Source organism: Halomonas sp. hl-4 (genome assembly GCF_900215475.1).
Taxonomy (GTDB): domain Bacteria; phylum Pseudomonadota; class Gammaproteobacteria; order Pseudomonadales; family Halomonadaceae; genus Vreelandella.
The window spans coordinates 2332247-2354174 of the sequence record NZ_LT907845.1; the positions used below are offsets into that span (position 1 = coordinate 2332247).

Here is a 21928-nt window from a genome sequence, read left to right on the forward strand (position 1 = left end):
GGCTCAGCACTTTAAAGTCGTGCTTTAATCCATTCAGTAAATGATTTGACCTTATGCAGATCCGCCATGTGTTCTGGGTAGGCCATATAGTAAGCATCCTGGCTGTTGAGTGAGAACGGCCAGGGAATGACCAGTTTCCCCTCATCAAGCTCTTCTTGAGCAAGGAATCTCGGCACTAACGCAACACCACACCCTGCTCGCGCCGCTCTTAGTGCCATATAAAAGGTATCAAACCTTGGCCCGTGGTAGCTGTGCTCGGTATACAGGTCCTGGGCTTCAAACCAGTCGTGCCAGGCTTCCGGGCGCGTCGATACCTGCAACAGGATCATCCTGGTGAGCGCCAGCGGGTCATTGACATCCGTTTGCTCCATCACACCAGGCGCGCAGACAGGCACGACCTCCTCATCCAATAACTTAATACATTCGGCACGCGGCCATACCCCATGGCCAAAAAAGAACGCGATCTCAATACGCTCCTTTTGCATATCAAAAGGTTCGGCCCGATTCGAAATGTTGAGGTTAATGCTTGGGTGTTTAAAACGAAATCCGTTCAATCGAGGGATGAGCCAACGCGCACCAAAAGTGGGCAAGGTGGCAACATTCAATACATCGGACTCCACGCCATAGGACTGCATATAGCGCGTCGACATCTCCACTTGGGCCAAGATTTTGCGCGCTTCACTCAAGTAAACCGCCCCTTCTGGCGTTAGATGCAACCGCTTTCTTACCCGCCTGAATAGCGGATGTTGCAGCGTCGCTTCCAGATGAGAGACCTGCTTGCTCACGGCGCTCTGAGTCAGGCTTAGCTCATCCGCTGCACGGGTGAAACTGAGATGACGTGCCGCTGCTTCAAAACAGTGCAAGCCGCTTAATGAAGGCAAATGTCGACGTCGCATCACAACCCACCTCATGAAATAAAGGAATGACGTTTTTCATAAACATCGTTTGATGGCTCACCAATACCCTAGCAATACTGGCCCCGTAACCAATTTACTCACAACTCAACATTTGGTGAAGCAATGATTCATTCCCTGATGGAAAAAATGGGCGTCGCAAAAGAGCAGTATCAAGGCGGTGACCTTGTTGTCACCACCCCCATTGATGGCAGCGAGATTGGTCGTCTAACAACCTCCTCCAGCAGCGAAGTGGATACCGCTATCGCGAATGCAGAAAAAGCTTTTTCAGCCTGGAAGTGTGTGCCAGCGCCCCGCCGCGGTGAATTGGTTCGCCTGTTTGGCGAGCAGCTGCGTGAACATAAACAATCATTGGGTGAGCTGGTCACCTGGGAGTGCGGCAAGATCCTTCCTGAAGGTCTGGGCGAAGTTCAGGAAATGATCGATATTTGCGATCTCGCCGTTGGCCAATCTCGCCAGTTGTTTGGCCTGACCATTGCTTCCGAGCGCCCCGGCCACCATATGCGTGAGAGCTGGCACCCACTAGGCCCGATTGGCCTGATTACCGCGTTCAACTTCCCTGTTGCTCCCTGGGCATGGAATTCAGCACTGGCACTGGTATGTGGCAATAGCCTGCTATGGAAGCCTTCTGAAAAAACCCCGTTAACCGCACTCGCCTGCCAAGCGTTATTGGATCGCGCGATAGAGGCGTTCGGTGATGAAGCGCCCAAGCATTTGAGCCAGGTGATTATTGGCGAACGGGCAGCAGGCGAGCAGCTAGTGGATGACTCACGCGTAGCGCTTATCAGTGCCACTGGCAGCACCCGTATGGGTCGCGAAGTCGGCCCCAAAGTGGCGGCGCGCTTTGGCCGTAGCATTCTCGAGCTGGGCGGCAACAATGCGATGATTTTGGCACCGAGTGCCGATCTGGACATGGCGACGCGCGCCATTCTCTTCTCCGCGGTCGGTACGGCAGGCCAGCGCTGCACCACGCTTCGTCGCCTGATCGTTCATGAGTCCATCAAGGATGACGTGTTGGCGCGGCTGAAAAAGGCTTATCAAGGGGTGAGCATCGGCAACCCACTGGAAGGCAATCTGGTAGGCCCCTTGATCGATCACCAGGCCTTCGACGCCATGCAGAGCGTACTGGCCAAAGCGCGTGAGCAGGGTGCGAATGTCTTCGGTGGAGACCGTGTCGACGTTGCCAGTAGCGATGATGGCTACTACGTGGAACCCGCCATTGTTGAGGTAAGCGAGCAAAATTCGCTGGTCAAGCACGAAACCTTTGCGCCCATTCTCTATGTACTCACCTATCAAGATCTGGATGAGGCCATTGCCACCAATAATGACGTTCCCCAGGGGCTATCCTCCTGCATCTTTACGACCGATGTGCGTGAGGCTGAAACCTTCGTCTCCGCCGTCGGTAGTGACTGCGGCATCGCTAACGTCAACATCGGCCCCAGCGGCGCGGAAATTGGCGGCGCCTTTGGCGGCGAGAAAGAGACCGGTGGCGGTCGTGAGTCAGGGTCTGACGTCTGGAAAAGCTATATGCGTCGCCAAACCAACACCGTGAACTACTCCCGTGAGCTCCCATTAGCCCAAGGCATTAAATTCGACTAACCCTTCCCCAACAAGCAAGGGCTCTTGTGTCAGGAGCCCTTATGAACAACACAAAAAAAGAAGGTGATGTATGCGTGACGATGTCCAAATCGGCCCGACGCCGGGCCTCGCGATGGCGCTACTACCGCTGCTGGCCACTACCGCCATTCTTATACTGCAGTTTTTTGTTTTCTCCGACTTTACTCCCCATATTCCGTTAGCGTTCGGCATTATGATTTGCGCCATGTGCGGGCGCATACGGGGCGTTCCCTGGGAAAAAATGGAAGCCTCAATGCTGGAGGTGGTCAAGCTCGGCATGCCCGCCATTTTTATTCTCTTGGCGGTCGGCATGGTGATTGGCACCTGGATCCTTTCCGGCACAGTGCCCACGCTGATGTATTATGGTTTTCAACTGGTTTCTCCCTCCTATTTCCTCGTCGCTACTTGTGTGATTAGTGCCCTGGTATCGCTCGCAACGGGCACATCCTGGGGGACGGTCGGGACTCTCGGGCTTGCTCTGATGGGCATCGGGGAGGGGTTGGGTATTCCCATGCACCTTACGGGCGGGGCGCTCGTTTCAGGCGCCTTCTTTGGCGATAAAATGTCGCCCTTATCAGAGACGACCAATTTGACACCGGCGGTCTGTGAAACGGATCTATGGAGCCATATACGCAGCATGATGGCGACCACCGTGCCCGCGATGCTCATAGCGTTGGTGCTTTATGTGTGGTTGGGCGCTGACTATGGCGGTGAGTTTGAGCGCAGCACGGATATCGCCACCTTTCGCCAGGCCCTTGATGACACCTTTACCCTTTCCTGGATCACCCTGATTCCCCCCGTTGTGGTGATTGGTCTGGCACTGTTCAAATTTCCCCCCTTTCCCACCATCTTTACCGGCGCAGCGATCGGCGGCTTGGTGGCCATCGGTGTTCAAGGCGAAACCTTACACGCGGTATTCGATGCCATGCAGAATGGTTTTAGCAGCAATACCGGCAATTCAGCGATTGATGAACTTTTAAGCAGTGGTGGCGTACTCTCAATGACCTGGGTGGTTACCTTGACGTTCTTTGCGTTGGGGTTCGCTGGGATGCTGGAGGCGTACGGCGCGGTGGATGCGATCATCAAGCAGCTAATGCGGCTGATTAAAGGTCGCTTCAGCCTAGTGGCGACAAGCTCCGGCACGACCCTCGCGGTGAGCACGATTATCGGCGATGTGTATACAACGCTAGTGTTACCCGGCCGCCTGCTAAAAGGTCAGTATCAGGCCATGGGCTACAAGACTTGTACGCTGTCGCGCTCCATCGAAGACAACGGCACGCTCTCTTCTCCCTTGATTCCCTGGAACATGGGCGGTGGGTTTGTGCCGTCGACCATCGGCGTCCCCACACTGGCTTATGCACCTTTCGCCTTTGCCTGCTGGCTATCGCCGCTATTCGGACTGCTTTGGGCACTCACCGGCCGCTTTATTCCCCGCGACGAACCTGAGCAGCCTGAAACAAACGAGACTGAAGCGCCGCACGCTGTGCCCACCTCTCAAGCGACTTCATAGCCACCTAAGGTCGGCCCTGGGCCGACCTGCGCTTCTTTTTAAGGAGGTATTAACATGCCAACGACCCTCTCCGAGCGCTGCCTTTGGCCCGAAACAAGTGCTGAAACACCGCTGGACTACCCCACGTTAGCCAGCCATGAAGAGGTCGATGTGTGTGTGGTGGGCGGTGGGATTACGGGTCTCTCCACCGCGTTGCACCTGGCCGAGCAAGGTATCCAAGCAACCTTGCTGGAGGCTGGGGATATCCCCAGTGGCGGGTCAGGGCGCAATGTGGGTCTGGTCAATGCCGGGCTTTGGATACCCCCCGATGACATTGTGGCCGCACTGGGCAAAGAGAACGGTGAGCGGGCCAACACGGTGCTGGGCGGCGCGCCGTCAAAAGTCTTCGACCTCATCGAGCGCCATGGGATCGCCTGCGATGCCACCCGAACAGGCACCTTGCATCTTGGCCATAACGCCAAAGGTTGCCAGGAGCTCGCCCGCCGTCGCGATCAATTGCAACACCGTGGGGCGCCGGTGACGCTCTTGGAAGGAGAGGCATGCGAGCGTGCGACCGGCACGTCCCAGATACAGGCAGCACTTCTTGATGAGCGCGCGGGCACACTCAATCCGTGCGCCTATACGCGGGGGCTTGCTCGCGCGGCGGCCCACTTAGGCGCCACGCTTTACTGTCAAAGCGCAGTCACCGGTATCGAACGACAAGGAGACCGCTGGCGCGTGTTGACCCAAGGCGGCAGCGTGACCGCGAACCAGATTGTGTTGGCCACCAACGCTTATAGCGAAGATGACTGGAATCAAGTCCGCAAGCACTTTTTTACCGGGCATTACTATCAACTGGCGTCGGAACCGCTTACCGGCGAAGCCGCCAAGGCGATACTTCCAGGTAAGCAAGGTGCCTGGGACACGCGCACCGTGCTGAGCAGCATCCGTCGCGATAAGGAAGGTCGCCTGTTACTGGGCAGCCTGGGTAAAGGCGAAGGCAAGCCGCTGAACTATCTGACCCGTTGGGCCGATACGATACAGAACCACTACTTTCCTGCGCTCGGCAACGTTCGCTGGCAATACACCTGGACTGGCAAGGTCGCCTTTACCCCTGACCACACCTTACGTATTTTTGAACCGGCCCCCGGAATATTGTCAGCTACCGGTTACAACGGGCGCGGCATTACCACCGGTACCGTGGTCGGCGAGGGCTTTGCTCACTATATTGCCAAGGGCGATGACAGCCTGCTCCCTCTGCCGTTATCGCAGCCTAACCCCATTAAAGCACGCCCGTTATGGAGCTGCGCCTATGAAAGCGGCTTCTCGCTGTATCATGCAGGCCAGTGCCTACGGGTGCTGATTTAATCAGAGTGTCACTACTTACGATTCTTTAAATAAAAACGTGCGCCGCGAGTTAACCGCATGCGCACGTTTTTGTGTTTAGCTTATTGTCTAAATGCCATCCTTTAACTTAAAGACACTGCAGCACATCCTTGTGCTGCATGCAGGCTCTAAACGAATGCTTCACCTTTTAACGCTGCCAACACCTTGGCTTTAGAAGCGTTTTCGCGTTCCGAATAGAGTGATAGTTCATCGGTGACCCGTTCCCCCAGCGCCTCTTCGAAGGCATCACGATTAGCGTTACCTGCATAGGCCTCGTTCTGCCCTCCCCCCAGGTTCGACTGGAAAATACCCGCCGCGCTGACCGGTAGAAAGTCCTCATAGGTAATGGGTTGGGCTTCCACCAAGCCTTGTTCGATCAACGCCTCAATATCGTGACCGGCACTCCCTTTAGTGGTCTGCCCGGCGGCTGTCAGATGGTAGTGAAAGTACGCCAGGCCTTCCCGGCGCATGGTCTCATCATTATCAGGAAACTTGGCGAAGACGTCTTTCATGACCCTTTGGTGTGCGTCGTTACCCAGCCCAGCGGTCTGTTGGCGGCCTTCATTGAGCAACTGGTCATACAGCGCACGGCCTTTCGGCGTTAGCGCCATACCGCGCTGCTCGATTTCACCAAAACGGGCGGTATGGGTACCTTGGGCGTTCCCGGCAAAGCGAATCGACTCTTCCAATGCTTTAAAGCTGGTTTGACGCAACAAAATGGGGCACTCACGACGCGGCGGCCCTTCAATGACGGCTTTCGGGTTCATGCCCATCTCCGGCATGCGGCGCTGTACTTCATCGATGTCCAAGGTACGCGGCGTCAGGTGATTGATGTGCGGCCCGCGAAAGCACACCACATCGGCAATCAACCGGTGCTCGTCGTGTAGCGCCTGATAGGTATCCAGATCGACCGTGGCATCCTGATGCCAGCGGAAGGTTTCCAGGGCTTCCGTGACAAACTGGTCGGCTTCCTCGCTGGTTAATCCCCCCTGGGTTTCATGACGTTCGATAAGCTCGCGGGCGCCCGGAGTAAAAATATCCCGCTTCGCCAGGATCTCTTCTGAACGCTGGCGCAGCGCCTCATCTTCAATGAGCTCTAAACGCAGGAGCGAGGTAAACACCCGGAAAGGGTTCATCGCTAGGGCGTCGTCATCAATAGGCCGAAAGGCCGTTGAGTGAACCGGCACCCCCGCTTCAGACAGGTCGTAATAACCCACCGGATACATGCCCATGACGGCAAACAGACGGCGCAGCATGGCAAGCTCTGCGGCGGTTCCCACGCGAATGGCCCCGTGGCGTTCGACGCTCAAACGTGCCAACTCGCCCTGGGCTTCCAACCGGCGGTGCAGTTCAGGCTGCTGGCTAAGGGTTTCCTGGTTAACAGTGTCCACCAGTTCCAGCAGCGTGCCGTACTGCGGCACTTCGGCTTGATACATGGCCGACATGGCCTTGGAGAAACGATCGCGAACATCATTGGTGGAAAGAAGGTCTGCTTGGGTCATTTTATTGCTCTCCCGTGTCTGTTGTTGGGTTAAGAGATACCGACTTCAATTGCGCCAATAGCGCCTGTAGGGGATGGTGCAAGGTTTGCGCTGAGTAGCGCTTCACCTGGCTGCGGCAGGAGTAGCCGGTGGCCAGTATCTTGCCTGCGTTTTCCTCGGCCTCTACCTGGGGCTGCCAGGACTGGGCATAGATCGTTTGTGACGTCGCGGTATTACGGGCTTCATGGCCGTAGGTGCCGGACATACCGCAGCAGCCGGTGGCCATCAGTTCGAGCTCTAACCCAAACGCCGCGAACACCTGCTGCCACGCTTTGGGGCTACCCGGCGCGTTGGTCTTCTCGGTGCAGTGGGAGAGCAGCTTAAAACCCAGGTCGGTTAGTGTGAGCTGGCTGGGCGCCAACGTATTGATGCGAGTCGCCAGCCACTCCTGCAGCATCAGCACCTCCGGCACCGCGTCTTCGCCTAACGCTTTAACGTACTCCTGGCGATAGGTGAGCGTCATCGCCGGGTCGATGCCCACCAGGGGGATATCGAAGCGGGCCAGGGTGCGTAGCCGCTCGGCCTGTTTGGCGGCGGTGCGCTCGAAGGCGCCCAAAAAGCCCTGCACCTGGAGCGGTTTGCCGTTCGCGGAGAAGGGCATCACGAATACGCGTAGATTCAGACGCGACAGCAGTTCTACGACGTCCATCACCAGCTTGGCTTCAAAGTGAGTGGTGAAGGCGTCCTGAACAAGTATCACGCTGTTGGCGCGCTGCTGTTCGGTTAACAGCGCCAGCGAGAGCGGCGTTGCTTCGGCGACGCCCCAGGCGCTGAGCTGCTTTTTGACGCTGGCCCGTGAAAGCGCCGGTGAATCGTTCATGCCCAAGGTGCGGCGCATCAGTTGCTCTACCCAGCGCTGGCCAATCACCGTGTTATACAGCGGTGCGGCCTTGGCCAGGGTGGGCAGCATAAATTCGGTGCCGCCAATCACGTAGTCGCGCAGCGGGCGCAGGTAGCGGCCGTGGTAGACCTCCAAAAACTGCGAACGGAACTGCGGTACGTTCACTTTTATCGGGCACTGACCCGCGCAGGATTTACACGCCAAACAGCCCGCCATGGCGTCGTAAACCTCGTGGGAGTAGTCGTGGTGCTGCTTGCGGCTTAGCGTGTTCGCCACCCGCAGCGGAAAGCGCTTAATAAAGCCCCAGCCGCCCTCGGCTTTCTTCTTGCGCGACTCCTCGACCACATCGATGCCCGCCTGGGTCTGCAACCGCAGCCATTCGCGGATCAGGCTGGCGCGGCCTTTGGGCGAGTGGCGACGATCCCGTGTGGCCTTCCAGGAGGGGCACATGGGGTCGTCAAGGTCGTAGTTGTAGCAGGCGCCGTTGCCGTTGCAGTAAACCGCGGCGTCGTAGGCCTGCCAGGCACGCTCGTCGATGGTGCGGTCAAGCTGGCCGCGCATGGGCACGCCATCAATGGTCAGCAGATCGGGGTCGCTATCCTTGGCGATGAGCTCGCCGCTCTCGGAGGGCGTTGCGATCTTGCCGGGGTTAAGCTGGTTAAACGGATCAAAGGCGGCTTTGACCCGCTGTAGGCTGGGGTAGAGCTCGCCAAAGAACCGGGGGGCGTACTCCGAGCGCACACCTTTGCCGTGTTCGCCCCACAGCAGGCCGCCATATTTTTGGGTCAGCGCTGCGACTTCATCGGAGACCGCACGAATCAGTTTTTCCTGCTCGGAATCCTTCATATCGATGGCGGGGCGTACGTGGAGTACTCCCGCATCCACATGGCCAAACATCCCGTAAGAAAGACCGCGGGCATCCAGCGCGGCGCGGAACTCGGCAATAAAGTCCGCCAGATGCTCCGGCGGTACGGCGGTATCTTCCACAAAGGGAATCGGGCGCTCTTCCCCCTCCACATTGCCGAGCAACCCCACCGAGCGTTTGCGCATGGCGTAGACTTTTTGAATCTGTGGACGGCCTTCGGCCAGGGTGTAGCCTAAGCGCTCCACCGTGGGATCCTGGCTAAGAAGATCGGCGAAGGTACGCACTCGCTCAGCCAATCGCTCAGGATCATCGTCATTAAACTCGATCAGGTTAATGCCACGAATCGGCGTGCTACCGGAGGCGGGGAAAAACTCCGCTACGCTGTCCCAGACGAAGTCCTCCATAGCCAGTTGCAGCACGGTGTCGTCGATGGTCTCAATCGAGGTAGGCTGCGCGCTGGCAGTCATTAATGCTTTGGCATCCCGCAGGGCGTCCATAAAACTGGTATAGCGCACATTGACCAGGATGGAGTGCTCGGGAATCGGCAGCACGTTCAGCACCGCTTCATTTAAAAAGCCCAGCGAGCCTTCCGAGCCGCACAGCAGGCTGTTGAGGTTGAGCTGCCCCTCGCCGTCGCGCAGGTGGGCCAAGTCGTAGCCGGTCAAGCAGCGGTTGAGCGGCGGAAATTTTGCCGCAATCAGCTCACGCTGCTGGTCGATAATCTCGGCAGCGGTAGTATGCACGCGGCCCAGAATGCCTTCCTGCTGGCGCTCGGCCTGTTCTTCGTCCGGGGTTAGCGCACGACTGTGCAGGTGCTTTCCGCCAATCAGAACGGTATCGAGTTCAAGCACGTGGTCGCGGGTTTTGCCGTATTCACAGCTGCCCTGGCCGCTGGCATCGGTGGAAATCATGCCGCCAATGGTGGCGCGATTAGAGGTGGAGAGCTCTGGGGCAAAAAACAGCCCGTGGGGCTTCAGCGCAGCGTTGAGCTGATCCTTGATCACCCCGGCCTGAACGCGCACCCGGCGGTTCTCAACGTCGATTTCAAGGATCCGGTTCATATGGCGGGAGATGTCTACCACAATGCCGTCGGTCAAAGACTGACCGTTGGTGCCGGTACCGCCGCCTCTGGGCGTTAGCACAATACCCCGGTGGGTGGTTTGCGCGACCAGTCGGGTCAGGCGCTCCAGGTCTTCGGCATGCTTGGGATAGACCGCCGCCTGGGGCAGGCGCTGGTAAATCGAGTTATCCGTCGCCAGCACCGTGCGGTTGGCATAGTCAGGCGCTATTTCGCCTTCGAAGCCGCAGGCCGCCAGCGCTTCAAGGAACTCAGCATAATGACTTGCCAGCGGCGCCTCACCCAGCGTTGCGATCATGCCTCAAGCGTCTCCAGCGCCTGCTCGATGAGCCCCAGGCCCTCTGCCATGATCTCTGGCTCGGTGGTCAAGGGAGGCAATAAGCGCAAGACATTACGTTTACGGCCACTGGGCATTAATAAAACCCCGGCATCACGACTGGCTACCAAGAGGTTGGCCAAGTGCTCCGCCCCCGTCGCATTTTCAGTGTCTTCAAAAACAATGCCGCGCATAGCACCAACGCCTGTCATCGCTCCCACCATGGGGAAGCGCTCGCTTGCTTTCCAGCGTTGATAAGCACTGACAATCGCCGCTTCTTGTGCATTTGACCATGCACTTAGCGCTTCTTCCTGCATGACATCCATTACGGCCAGTGCCGCCGCGCAGGCCACCGCATTACCCGAGTAAGTGCCGCCCAAGGCCCCTTTGGGCAACGCATCCATTAATTCGCGCCGACCTACCACAGCGGCCAGCGGCAGGCCTGCGGCCATGCTTTTCCCCATTAGCAAGAGATCCGGCTCAATGCCCAAATGGGTAAAGCCAAATCGCTGGCCAGTTCGCCCAAAGCCAGACTGAATCTCGTCACAAATCAACAAGATGTTGTGTTTGTCGCAAACGTCTCGCAGTGCTTTGGCAAACTGCGGGCAGAGTAAACGAAATCCCCCTTCTCCCTGGATGGGCTCAACGATAATGCTGGCGACTTCATCGGCGGGTATTTCAACGTCAAACAGCCTCTCCAGCGCAGTAAGCGCCTGCTCCGCTGTCACACCGCTGTCCCGGCTGGGAAAAGGCAGGTGATAAACCGGCCCCGGCAAGGCGCCTAATCCCGATTTGTAAGGTTTAACTTTGCCATTCAGGTTTAACGCTGCCAGTGTCCGGCCATGAAAAGCGTCATCAAACGCAATCACCGCTTGCCGCCCCGTCACGCCGCGGGCAACTTTAAGCGCATTTTCGGTAGCCTCCGCGCCACTGTTCGTCAGCATGCACGACAGCGGATACGAGACCGGCACGAACTGATTCAGCGCTTCCGCCACCGCTAAATAGCCACGATGCGGCAGCGCGTTAAAGGCAGAATGCATCAAGGTCTCGACTTGGGCTTTAATGGCTTCGACGACCGCTGGGTGGCTATGGCCAAGATTCAGCACGCCAATGCCGCCGATAAAATCGATATAGCGCTGCCCTGCTTCATCCCAAACTTCAGCATTACGCCCACGCGCAATACAAATCGGGTGTATGACACCCAGCGCGGCACTTACATGGGGAAGAACCATTGCCGTGACGTCTCCTGTCATTTCGTGTGAATGACAGTATCAAAGCAAATTCATGCAAAGGTTCACAAACGAAAAAAAACGCTCAATGCATTCCAAACTGGAATGTTAGAAGCAAAATAGGCAGGTATTTAAAGAAAAAAATGCGAAACACTGCAAAAAAGGAATGATTTTTTTATTTATGTATCCCAGAAGTAAATAATAAGGGGGCTACAGACCTTCCAGCAGCCGCATAATCATCTGCGGTTGCTGGTTAATACGGCCCAGCATGCTGATGCCGACTTGCTGGAGAATTTGCGCGCGTAACAGGTTGGAGACTTCCTTAGCGTAGTCAGCGTCCTGAATGCGCGACTGGGCGGCGGAGGTATTGACGATATTGGTGTTGAGTCCGTCCACCACGCTATCAAAACGGTTTTGGGTTGCACCCAGATAGCTACGCTGGCGATCCACTCGGTTGATCGCTTCGTCGATAGCATCCATCGGATTGGGCGTGGCCGAGCCATCGTCTAAAACGCTGAAAGCGTCCAGATTCAACGCCCCTACGCCCATGGCCTCAAATTGCACGCCAATCACATCCCCCGCATTGACCCCCACCTGGATATTGAGCGTTTGGTCGCTTGCCATCAGCTTAATGCCGTTAAAATTACTCTGCCCGGCAATACGATCGATCTCTTCCAGGCGCTGATCAATTTCTAGCTGGATAGAGGCAAGATCGGAGGAGGAGTTGGTGCCATTCGCGGCTTGAACGCTGAGTTCGCGCATGCGCTGCAGGCTGTCATTGATGAGGTTCAGCGAGCCTTCCGCTGTTTGCACCATCGAGATGCCATCGTTGGTGTTGCGGATCGCCTGGTTCATACCGCGAACGTGAGCTTCCATGCGATTGGCAATGGCTTGCCCCGCCGGGTCATCCTTGGCGCTATTAATCCGCAGGCCCGACGACAGCCGCTGCATGGCGGTTTGCATCGACTGCTGGCTACCTCGCAGGTGCTGCAGGGTAAGCAAGGAACTGATATTGGTTTTGAGGCTTAACACCGATCTCTCCCAAGCGACGCGGCGCTTAAAGGTGAAACAGCCATAGGAATACGAGTTATCGGCCGTCAAGCGACCAGCGTTAGCTTAACAAAGGTTTTTTTTACGTTTGGCCGCCAAAAGTAACTCGTCAACGGGTACCCGTACGTAGTCATGGTGAAGGTATCCCTCATCCACCAGCTCACCATCCCAGGCGACAATATCGAGATCCATGGTGCGCGGCCCCGATTTAATCGGGCCTCGTACACGCCCCAGCCGGTCTTCCACGCTTTTAAGGTAAGCGCGAAAGTCACTCATCGATAAGCGCGTGCGCACCAGTAAGGCCGCATTGAGAAAGTTTGGCTGCTGTTGGTAGCCGACCGGCGTGGTGATGATCTCTCGAGAGCGGCCCAATAGCTCGCATTCCTGGCAGAGTATATCCAGCGCTTCCGTTGCATGGCGCTCGGGATCAATGTTCGAACCCAGCGAGATAACGCATTCGTGAAGCGTGGTGTCGAGCGGGGCATATAAACGTGGCAGAGACATAGCTAGTCATCCTTGTACGAAGCACCCAGGTAGCTCCAGCCTAGCGCCCTCCAACGTTTGTGCAAGTGCTGTACAATTTATTGACAAACGCTGCCCTCACGCAGACAGTCGTTAAGTCTAGCCAACCTATCACGATGAGGATCGTTCAATGAGCACACCGGCAGCATTGGTCACCGGCGGCGCCACTCGTCTGGGGCGTCATTTTGCCGAATCGCTGGCCGCGGCAGGCTACGATATCGCGCTGCACGTCAATCGCTCCCGCGATGAAGCGGAGGAAGTGGCCGAAGGCATCCGCGCAAAAGGACGAGCCTGCGAACTATTTGCCTGCGATTTCATGCGCGACGACGTAGCGCAACTGATTGAGCAGGCCACGCAGCGATTCCCTCAGCTAAGTGTCTTGCTCAACAGTGCGTCCGCCTATACGCCCGCGCCACTGGCCGAGACTGACTTGGCCATGCTGGAAACCCAGTTCAGGGTGAATCTGTTTACCCCTCTGCTGTTAACTCGACACTTTGCCAATGCGGTCGACAAGGGTCAGGTAATCAACATCATCGATAACAAGGTCGCCTACCACCAATACCCCTACGCGGCCTATTTGCTGTCCAAAAAAAGCCTCGCGGAGATGACCCGCATGGCAGCGTTGGAGTTTGCCCCACGTATCCGCGTGAATGGTATTGCGCCTGGCGTGGTATTGCCTGCTTCTCAGCGCACCAGCGACTATATTGATTGGCGGATCGATGGCATTCCAGTTAGGCAACAAGGCGACCCCGACCATTTGGTGCAGGCATTGCATTATCTGCTCAACAACGATTTTATTGCAGGGCAAATCCTGTTTGTCGACGGCGGCGAGTCGATCAACCTGGAAGGCCGCCATTCGGAAAACTATCCCGGTTAATGCGGTCACGCTGCGACTAACGCAAAGGGGCCGCCCTGAAGGCAGCCCCTTTTTTTATTGCGCTATTCCCTAGCGCCCATCAGGCGCGTCGGGGTCATCAACATCGCTGTGGTCGGGTTTGAGATGATCCGCATCCGATGTTTGCTGTACATCTTGCGAGGATGCCGCTTTCTGTTGCACGCCGGTATCCTTCTCGGGCGTGGGTTCGGCGGTGGAATCGATCACGCGCACGTTGGCGGGTGGCGCACTGCCATCCTTGTTTTCACCGAAGTAGAGAGTCGTATGCGGGAACGGTATTTCGATACCGGCCTCATCAAAGCGCAGCTTAACCAAGCGGTTGTAGGCACGCCCAACAGCCCACTGGTCACCCGGCGTCGTTTTGATCACCACGCGGATGTTGACCGAGTTATCGGCAAGTGCGATAACCCCGGCAACGGTGAGGTCTTCCAGCAACTTATGGCTGTGCTCCTCGCTGGCCTTAAGATCCTCGAAGGCGACCTTAAGCTGCTCGATGGCTTCGTCGATGCTTTCACGGTAGGCAATACCGTACTCGCCCACGTGGTTGCCAAACTCACGCATGTAGTTGGACACTGTATCGACACTCGAGAACGGCACGATATGAAAGGTACCGTTTAAGTCTCGAATGCCCACCGAACGAATGCTAAGTTTTTCAGCGGTACCGGTCACTCCGCCTACGGTCACCACATCGCCGGTATTCATGGCATTTTCTATCTGTATGAATACGCCGGTAATCACATCCTGCACCAGCTTTTGCGCGCCAAAACCAATCGCCAGACCCAGCACACCGGCACCGGCAATTAGCGGGCCGATGTTGATGCCGATTTCCGACAACACGATCATCCCGGTAATCGTCACCATGGCGATGGCCAGCGCATTGCGGAATAGGCTCAGCAGTGTTTTAGCCCGAGCGGTCGGTTCGCCTATCCCGGTATCCGGGTTGAGCTTGTGCTCGATCAAGCTGGCCAACCCCAACCATGCGCCGATAGCGACGATAAGGATAATAGCGACGCTGGTTAATTTACCTACCAGACCCGCTCCCGCTTCGGAGGCATACCAGGCGGCTAAATCAAAGGCTCCCCAGGCATCCAGCACCACCATGATCACCGCCACTACGATCACTGTGCGCAGAATACGCAGCGCGTTGGGCACGTAGCTATTAAGGCGTTTCTCCAACAGCGGCAGTTTGCGGCGCATATCGGGCGATAGCTGAATTCGCCGACCAATAGTTTGGGTGATAAACGCCGAGACCAGCAGTCCTACGACCACCGCCGCCAGTGTTTTCAGCGTGGCGAACAGCACGAACGGCAGTGCGTCACCAGGGCGAACCAGCGTCAGCACAAAGACCATTAGGAAATAGAACAGCGCGAACAGGTGCCAGGTGCGGGCAAACAGTTGAAACGAAACCCGGCTTGCCGTCAGTGTTGAGCGCGCACCCACGGCGTTCAAGTTATCGCGTAGCCGTACACGATTTTTCAGCACCACCACCACGGCATAAATAAACGCGAACAGCATGATCAAAGTGCCGAGTGCCTGACCGAGCGATGCAGACAAGTAAAAGTTGACTAGCGGCACCACCACCATTAGCCCGTAGCCGACCATGCCGATCAGGCGGGCCAGCCAACGGTTCCAGTACGAGGCTTCCCGAGCTGAGATTGGCAGTAGACGCAATCCCTCGTAGCGCGAGGAAAATAGCATCCGCACGGCGGCTTTCAGCAGTTCGATAATTAAAAAGGCATTGAGAAACAGTGAGGCTCTCGTCGACAGATCACCCGTTTCGCCGACCGCAAAGGTCGCTATGAGGTTACCACCCACGTAAGCAAGGGCCACCAGCAATACATCAATCACCGCGGCAACTGCCACACAACCAATCAGGCGCAGTACAGGGGTCAGGCCTGAGCCCTCCCGCGACCAGCCGCTGATCTTGGTGAATAGCGGTTTCGCCAACCGACGGAACACGACAAACATCGCAAAGGTAGCGGCAATCACGATGCCCAGATTAATCGCGGCGCTTGTGAAAGCCGCCATGTCAAAAGTGCTTTCTCCGCCACCGACAAAAAGGCTACTTACCAACGACACTATTTGCTCAAACTGACTACCCACATCACTGACAACGCTGCTGGTAAGCTCCGCCAACTGGCGAGGCAGCGACACGTCTTCAGGGGCGATATCACTGCCTTGTGCGGCTTCTTCAGCAGCTTCCGAGTCAGATTCGGAAAGCTCCGCGGCTTGGCTGCGCAGCAAATCAATGAGCTCCTGGCGCCCCTGCTCATCCTCCAGCAAGTCCGCCAGGGATTCATAAGTTTGCGGCTCAGTCGCCTGTGCAGCGTCGCCGTTGTCACTGTCCGCGCCGCTTTGCGCAAACGCAGGTGTTGCAATCATTGCAACCAGCGTTATCAGCCAAACGCCGAGCCAGGGTAGTAAACGTAGTGGCGTCACACCGAAGTCTCCCTTTGATGGTGAGTCGTCTCATCAATCAAACGACTGCGCTTATTTATGCAAACAACAATTAACACGTCTCGACATGTAAGCATTGTACAAGTTGCTAAGCCTAACATGACGAGGAGCGAAAAGAGGATAGGGCCGCGTTGTTATATAACAACTTTATACACGCCGTTGCTTATCGCAACGGCAGTGAGACAGTATGCAAGGCAATAGGGTGTGCCTATGCGGCCTAGCAGTAAGGCCCCAGCCACGACTGCGCCAAACTGAGTATCAGCGCGTAGCGTGCGCCCTTCGCGATCAGAATCCACATCAGCGCACGCCACCAGGCAAGGCGCAGCACCCCGGCCATCACGGTCAGCGGGTCACCGATAATCGGCAGCCAGGAGAGTAGAAGGCTGGCCTCGCCAGCACGGTGATACCAACGTTCAGCGCGAGCAAGCTGCGAGGGAGAAGCAGGAAACCAGCGACGATCCTGGAAACGACGCGCATAGCGGCCTAACGCCACATTGACCAGGCTACCCAGCGTGTTCCCGGCGGTGGCGACGAACCACAACGCGAGGGCGGGCTGGTCCAGGCACCACTGCCGCGCGAGCCAGACCTCCGACCCACCGGGTAGAAGGGTAGCGCTTAACAAGGCCACCCAAAACAGGCTAACCATCAGGGCGAGGTGAGCTGCCCGCCCAGCTGTAGGGTAATCTCATCCGCCACGCGGCGAACCAGCGCGCCCAGCTCCAACAGCCGTGACTCGGGAATCCGCGCCACGGGGCCGGAAACCGAAATGGCCGCCAGTGGCATGCCATGTTCGTCATTGACGCAGGCGGCCACGCAGTGCAGGCCAATGGCATGCTCTTCCCGGTCACAGGCGAAGCCTTGGCCGCGGATACGCTGTATCTCGTTCAGTATAGAGTCGGGCTTGTAGAGGGTATTTTCGGTTACTCGGACAAGCTCGCCCCGTGCCAACAGCTGATCACGGTCATCATCGGGCATCCACGCCAACAGGGCTTTGCCGACGCCTGAGGCGTGCAAGGGTGCTCGGGAGCCGAGCCGAGTAATCATGCGCATCATCTGCGGCGATTCGTGCTGGGCAAGAAACACCGCTGTATCGGCATCGCGAATCCCCAGATTGGCGGTTTCACCAGTTTCAGCCGTCAAGCGACGCAAAAACGGGCGACTGGTGGCGACCACGTCGCGGGCCTCAAGAAAGCTATTGCCGATGCGAAATGTTTTCACATCGATACGCCACAGGCCCTGCTCGTTTTCCTGGCTGACAAAACCCTGGCTTTGCAGCGCCTGCAGCAAGCGGTGGGTCGTGGAAGGGGCTAGATCGGCCATTTCCGCCAGTGCGGATAGCGCCAAGCCTTCGGGGCTGCTGGCTAGGTATTCCAACAGATTTAAACCACGCACCAACGACTGACTATGCCCACCGCCAGCTTTCGCCGTAGTGGCCGGCCGGCCAACGGTCCTGCGCTTTACGTCACTCACCTGGCTCTCTCCTGAAAAGCTCTCGTGAAGGCACCTCTCTCAAAGGCGTACAGAGCATAAGGATAACGTGCCAACCTGGCCGCTGTCGCGTTTACGGAAATGCATTCCACCCCGGCGCATCCGTCACTAAGACGCTAACTGGACGAGGCTTTACGCATATCACGGCCCAGCGGATGGGGCTCGCCGCGGGCTTTGGCTAAGTCAATCTGGCGCTGACGCTCACGGGCCGCGGCGCGGGTTTTCTCGGGCAGCGAGTCGATGCAGTGAGGGCAGCTAATGCCGGGCTCGTAGGCAGACGACTGCATATCCTCAACTGAAATCGGCCGACGGCAGGCGTGGCACTGCTCGAATTCGCCTTCGCTTAAATCATGGCGAACGGTCACCCGGTTATCGAACACAAAGCACTCGCCGCGCCACAGCGACTGTTCTTCGGGGACTTTTTCCAGGTAGTTCAGCACGCCGCCTTTAAGGTGGTAGACCTCGTCAAAGCCTTCCTTGAGCATAAAGCTGGAGGCTTTTTCACAGCGGATGCCGCCGGTGCAGAACATGGCGACTTTTTTATGCTTTTCCGGGTTGTAATGCTCGCGCACGTACTCGGGAAATTCGCGGAAGGTAGTGGTTTTAGGGTCAACCGCCCCCTCAAAGCTGCCGATCTCCACTTCGTAATCATTGCGCGTATCGATCACCAGCACTTCCGGGTCGGCAATAATATCGTTCCAGTGCTCCGGCTCGACGTAGGTGCCCACGGTGTCGTTGGGGTCAATGTCAGCAACGCCCAGGGTGACGATCTCTTTTTTCAGCTTCACCTTGGTGCGGTAGAACGGCGGCTCATCGCAGAACGACTCTTTGTGGTCGATATCGCTAAAGCGAGGGTCGGCGGTCAACCAGGTGAGCAGCGCATCAATGCCCTCTCGGGTGCCGGCCACCGTGCCGTTAATGCCTTCTTTGGCGAGCAACAGTGTGCCTTTCACGCCGTTGTCCAGCATGGTTTGGTGCAGCGGCTCACGCAGCGCTTCAAAGTCATTCAGGGTGACAAACTTATACAGCGCCGCGACCACAATACGCGGCGGTGAGGTAGGTGCTGACATAACGATCTCCAGGTAGTCGCCCCCGTAAAAGGCGGACCAGGTGAATTAACGCGCGCATTCTAGCAAAAACTCTGGCGCAAAGCGCGCGCCGCTCAAGGGCGACCTCAATACGTCGATTTATTCGATGTGATCATTGAGAAACCTTCACCCCACACCCTGGGCGAGCAGGCGTATATTAGATGCCATCCTGCTTTATATTTTGGAGCTTACAATGAATATCCGTCGTTCAGAGGAACGGGGCTACGCCGACCATGGCTGGCTGCGTTCCTACCATACATTTTCGTTTGCCAATTACATGGACCCTAACCACATGGGCTTTCGGGCGCTGCGGGTGATCAACGAAGACCGCGTGTCCCCAGGCCACGGTTTTGGCGCCCACCCGCACCGTGATATGGAGATCATCTCCTACGTGTTGGAAGGTGAAATGGCCCATCAGGACAATATGGGCAACGGCGAGGTCATGCGCCCGGGTGATGTACAGCGCATGTCAGCGGGGACTGGCGTGCTGCACAGCGAGTTCAATCACTCCAAGGAAAACGGCCTGCACTTTCTGCAAATCTGGATCGAGCCCGCTGTGCGCGGTATTGCGCCCAGCTACGAGCAAAAAGCCTTTCCGCCAGCCGAGCGCCAGGGCCAATGGCGCTTGGTGGCTTCGCAGAATGGCCAGGCGGGTTCGGTGAGTGTTAACCAGGACGTTAACCTTTACAGCGCCTTGATTAACGCGGGCGAACAGCCAGACATGCCGACCACACGTTATGCTTGGCTGCACGTGGTGAAAGGCACGGTAGAGGTCAACGGCGAACTCCTCAATGCGGGCGACGCCGCGGCGTTTACGCCGGAAGAGACGATTAACCTGACGGGTAAGGCAACGGGGGAAGTGTTGCTGTTTGATCTGGCCTGAGGTCTAAAAGGCGCTGGATTGGATTCAGTTTTTCGTATGGCGGTGCCAGGTATCCGTGTGTCAGCTTTATCTCAAGCGCTTGTAAGCTATTTCTTACGCATGTAAGAGATCGCTGTGACTTGCCCTCAAAGGGTTGTGCTTAGCTTCTGGCTCGCTACTCTGATCGTTTTTATTAGCAGTTGACGATCCAGGGAGCGGGATTATGTCTGACAGGATGGGGGCGGATAAGACAGGTCTGCAATTCACACTAACGCTACCTGGGGTGGACGACATCGCGGTGATCGACTTCACCCACCGCGAAGCGCTCTCCCAACCTTTTGAGCTGGCGCTGAACCTGGCCAGCCGCGACGGCAGCCTGGACGCGGCTGAGCTGCTGGATCGTGAAGCCACCCTGACCATCTGGCAGGACGGCGAACCGCTGCGCCGGGTGCACGGCATTGTTAGCGAGTTTGGCCGCGGCGACCGTGGTCACCGGCGCACCTTCTACTCGCTGGTGTTACGCCCGGCACTGTGGCGGCTTTCCCTGCGCCACAACTCGCGGATTTTCCAGAAGGCCGACCCGCTCACCATCATCAATACCCTGTGCGACGAGCGCGGCATCCGCGACGTGGCCTTTGCCGTCACCCGTGAGCTCCCCGAACGCGAGTACTGCGTGCAGTACCGCGAGACCGACCTCGCCTTCATCGAGCGTCTGGCCGCCGAAGAGGGCCTGTTTTATTTCCATGAATTTGAAGCACGCGACGGCGGCGCCCATCGGCTGATCTTTGCCGACGACCCACAGCTACTCACTAGCCTAGGCGAGCGCAGCTACCACAGCCGCGCCGGGGGGCACCGCCCCCATGCGCCATGTGCGTAAGCTTAGCCATACCGCCCGAGTGGCGAGTTCGTCTGCCACGCTGAAAGACTACAGCTTTAAAAATCCCGCCTACGCGCAGTTGCATGACCATCTGGGCCGCGACGTTGAGCAGCATGGTCAAAATACTGACTACGAACACTACGACTACCCTGGCCGCTATAAGCAGGACGCCTCCGGTGAGCCCTTTACCCGCATCCGCCTGGAACAGCTGCGTCGCGAAGCCATCACTGCCAGTGCAGAAAGCGACCTGCCCGAACTGGCCCCCGGCCTGCGTTTCACGCTGACCGACCACGACACCGACAGCCTCAACCGCGACTGGCAGGCGATTGAAGTGAATCACGTCGGCGAGCAACCCCAGGCGCTGGAAGAGGACGGCATAGTCCTTAAAGAGAGCCAATCAGACAGTGCCGGCATGACCCGTTATCACAACCAGGTCACGCTGATTCCAGGCGATGCCCCCTGGCGCGCCACGCCCACCCCCAAGCCCCGCGTCGATGGCCCCCAGGTCGCCTTTGTGGTCGGCCCCGACGGCGAAGAGATTCACTGCGACGAACACGGCCGGGTCAAGGTCCAGTTTCCCTGGGACCGCTATGCCGAGCCGAATGAAACGGCAAGCTGCTGGGTGCGGGTCGCCCAAGGCTGGGCGGGCGGCGGCTACGGCAGCATCGCCATTCCGCGTATTGGCCACGAAGTCATCGTCTCGTTTCTGGAAGGCGACCCCGATCAGCCGCTGGTCACCGGGCGTACTTATCACGCGGTGAATACCGCGCCCTACCCGCTGCCGGAAAACAAGACCCGCACGGTACTACGCACCCAAAGCCACAAGGCCGAGGGCTTCAACGAACTGCGCTTTGAAGACGAAGCCGGTGAAGAGCAGATTTGGCTCCATGCCCAGAAAGACCTGGAACTGCTCACGCTCAACGACCGCACTGAAGAAATCCGCCGCGACAGCCACCTCAAGGTGCACAACGACCGCATCAGCGAGATCGATAACGACGATCACCACACGGTGCATAACCACCGCCATACGAAGGTAGACGGCGACGACCACCTGATAATCGACGGCTCCCGCCACGAGAAGATCGGCCGCGCGCACCTGCTGGAAGCAGGACGGGAAGTGCATCAAAAATCAGGCGGCAAAACGGTGATTGATGCCGGGGCCGAAATCACCCTCAAGGCCGGGGGAAGCTTCGTCAAACTTGATCCTAGTGGCATTACCATCGTTGGTGCCCAGGTCAAGATCAACTCTGGGGGTAGCTCTGGTAATGGCAGTGGGCAAGCAGCAGCGGCAGCGTTGCTACCGGGAGCCGCGACGCCTGAAGCGAGCGAAAAGATAACGCTTAAGCCCAATGACTCAACCCTGCTTTCCTCGATTGGTAATCTGCTGGATTTGGAAGACTCCGCCATTCTCGA

Annotated in this window: 15 protein-coding genes and 1 pseudogene; 6 read left to right on the plus strand and 10 right to left on the minus strand. The window is 57.4% G+C overall.

Annotated features, from left to right (window positions below; genetic code table 11):
- Positions 1-11: 11 nt before the first annotated feature.
- Entirely contained in the window at positions 12-896 is an 885-nt protein-coding gene (gene gcvA, locus CPH17_RS11040) for a transcriptional regulator GcvA (RefSeq protein ID WP_074394852.1), read from the minus strand.
- Positions 897-1019: 123 nt separating this feature from the next.
- Between gcvA and amaB the strand changes: the two genes are divergently transcribed.
- The 3 genes from amaB to amaA all read left to right on the plus strand — a co-directional run bounded on the left by amaB (position 1020) and on the right by amaA (position 5388).
- Positions 1020-2513: an L-piperidine-6-carboxylate dehydrogenase gene (gene amaB / locus CPH17_RS11045; protein WP_074394851.1), complete on the plus strand. Its 1494-nt coding sequence runs from the start codon at positions 1020-1022 to the stop codon at positions 2511-2513.
- 70 nt (positions 2514-2583) lie between these two features.
- Complete coding sequence (gene nhaC, locus CPH17_RS11050) at positions 2584-4041, plus strand: Na+/H+ antiporter NhaC (RefSeq protein WP_231898025.1); 1458 nt, start codon at positions 2584-2586, stop codon at positions 4039-4041.
- A 54-nt stretch (positions 4042-4095) separates the two neighbouring features.
- Positions 4096-5388 carry an L-pipecolate oxidase gene (amaA, locus tag CPH17_RS11055; protein ID WP_074394849.1) on the plus strand — a complete coding sequence of 431 codons (1293 nt, stop codon included), beginning with the start codon at positions 4096-4098 and terminating at the stop codon, positions 5386-5388.
- 146 nt (positions 5389-5534) lie between these two features.
- Here amaA and hglS read toward each other — a convergent pair whose 3' ends face one another.
- The 5 genes from hglS to folK all read right to left on the minus strand — a co-directional run bounded on the left by hglS (position 5535) and on the right by folK (position 12830).
- Entirely contained in the window at positions 5535-6908 is a 1374-nt protein-coding gene (hglS, locus tag CPH17_RS11060) for a 2-oxoadipate dioxygenase/decarboxylase HglS (RefSeq protein WP_074394848.1), read from the minus strand.
- A 1-nt stretch (position 6909) separates the two neighbouring features.
- Positions 6910-10029: a D-2-hydroxyglutarate dehydrogenase YdiJ gene (gene ydiJ / locus CPH17_RS11065; protein ID WP_096299493.1), complete on the minus strand. Its 3120-nt coding sequence runs from the start codon at positions 10027-10029 to the stop codon at positions 6910-6912.
- Positions 10026-11279, minus strand: a complete 1254-nt coding sequence (locus CPH17_RS11070) for a 2-aminoadipate transaminase (protein WP_074394846.1) — start codon at positions 11277-11279, stop codon at positions 10026-10028. The genes ydiJ and CPH17_RS11070 overlap by 4 nt, the downstream gene beginning before the upstream one ends.
- A gap of 207 nt (positions 11280-11486) precedes the next feature.
- Positions 11487-12308, minus strand: coding sequence for a flagellin N-terminal helical domain-containing protein (locus CPH17_RS11075; RefSeq protein ID WP_074394845.1), 822 nt, complete (start codon positions 12306-12308; stop codon positions 11487-11489).
- A gap of 84 nt (positions 12309-12392) precedes the next feature.
- Positions 12393-12830, minus strand: coding sequence for a 2-amino-4-hydroxy-6-hydroxymethyldihydropteridine diphosphokinase (folK, locus tag CPH17_RS11080; protein ID WP_074394844.1), 438 nt, complete (start codon positions 12828-12830; stop codon positions 12393-12395).
- Between the two features lie 148 nt (positions 12831-12978).
- Between folK and CPH17_RS11085 the strand changes: the two genes are divergently transcribed.
- A complete protein-coding gene (locus CPH17_RS11085; RefSeq protein ID WP_096299495.1) occupies positions 12979-13725 on the plus strand; it encodes an SDR family oxidoreductase in 747 nt (248 codons plus the stop codon).
- Between the two features lie 69 nt (positions 13726-13794).
- Here the strand turns inward: CPH17_RS11085 and ybiO are convergent, their stop codons facing one another.
- The 4 genes from ybiO to trhO all read right to left on the minus strand — a co-directional run bounded on the left by ybiO (position 13795) and on the right by trhO (position 18758).
- Positions 13795-16182, minus strand: coding sequence for a mechanosensitive channel protein (gene ybiO, locus CPH17_RS11090; RefSeq protein WP_096299498.1), 2388 nt, complete (start codon positions 16180-16182; stop codon positions 13795-13797).
- 235 nt (positions 16183-16417) lie between these two features.
- Positions 16418-16846, minus strand: a complete 429-nt coding sequence (locus tag CPH17_RS11095; RefSeq protein WP_074394841.1) for a YqaA family protein — start codon at positions 16844-16846, stop codon at positions 16418-16420.
- Complete coding sequence (locus CPH17_RS11100) at positions 16846-17670, minus strand: IclR family transcriptional regulator domain-containing protein (RefSeq protein ID WP_074394840.1); 825 nt, start codon at positions 17668-17670, stop codon at positions 16846-16848. Before CPH17_RS11100 ends, CPH17_RS11095 begins: the two co-directional genes overlap by 1 nt.
- Before the next feature lie 134 nt (positions 17671-17804).
- Positions 17805-18758 (minus strand): oxygen-dependent tRNA uridine(34) hydroxylase TrhO, encoded by a 954-nt coding sequence (trhO, locus tag CPH17_RS11105; protein ID WP_074394839.1) that lies wholly within the window; start codon positions 18756-18758, stop codon positions 17805-17807.
- A gap of 211 nt (positions 18759-18969) precedes the next feature.
- Here trhO and CPH17_RS11110 point away from each other — a divergent pair, with 211 nt between their 5' ends.
- Positions 18970-19659, plus strand: coding sequence for a pirin family protein (locus tag CPH17_RS11110; protein WP_074394838.1), 690 nt, complete (start codon positions 18970-18972; stop codon positions 19657-19659).
- Positions 19660-19873: 214 nt separating this feature from the next.
- Positions 19874-21851, plus strand: a pseudogene (locus tag CPH17_RS11115) (type VI secretion system Vgr family protein); the annotation flags it as partial.
- Positions 21852-21928 lie beyond the last annotated feature (77 nt).

Coding starts and splice junctions, on each gene's coding strand:
- CPH17_RS11110 (WP_074394838.1), top strand. CDS start 18,970: ATGAATATCCGTCGTTCAGAGGAACGGGGCTACGCCGACCATGGCTGG.
- nhaC (WP_231898025.1), top strand. CDS start 2,584: ATGCGTGACGATGTCCAAATCGGCCCGACGCCGGGCCTCGCGATGGCG.
- CPH17_RS11095 (WP_074394841.1), bottom strand. CDS start 16,846: ATGGTTAGCCTGTTTTGGGTGGCCTTGTTAAGCGCTACCCTTCTACCC.
- gcvA (WP_074394852.1), bottom strand. CDS start 896: ATGCGACGTCGACATTTGCCTTCATTAAGCGGCTTGCACTGTTTTGAA.
- CPH17_RS11085 (WP_096299495.1), top strand. CDS start 12,979: ATGAGCACACCGGCAGCATTGGTCACCGGCGGCGCCACTCGTCTGGGG.
- folK (WP_074394844.1), bottom strand. CDS start 12,830: ATGTCTCTGCCACGTTTATATGCCCCGCTCGACACCACGCTTCACGAA.
- amaB (WP_074394851.1), top strand. CDS start 1,020: ATGATTCATTCCCTGATGGAAAAAATGGGCGTCGCAAAAGAGCAGTAT.
- amaA (WP_074394849.1), top strand. CDS start 4,096: ATGCCAACGACCCTCTCCGAGCGCTGCCTTTGGCCCGAAACAAGTGCT.
- ydiJ (WP_096299493.1), bottom strand. CDS start 10,029: ATGATCGCAACGCTGGGTGAGGCGCCGCTGGCAAGTCATTATGCTGAG.
- CPH17_RS11070 (WP_074394846.1), bottom strand. CDS start 11,279: ATGGTTCTTCCCCATGTAAGTGCCGCGCTGGGTGTCATACACCCGATT.
- trhO (WP_074394839.1), bottom strand. CDS start 18,758: ATGTCAGCACCTACCTCACCGCCGCGTATTGTGGTCGCGGCGCTGTAT.
- hglS (WP_074394848.1), bottom strand. CDS start 6,908: ATGACCCAAGCAGACCTTCTTTCCACCAATGATGTTCGCGATCGTTTC.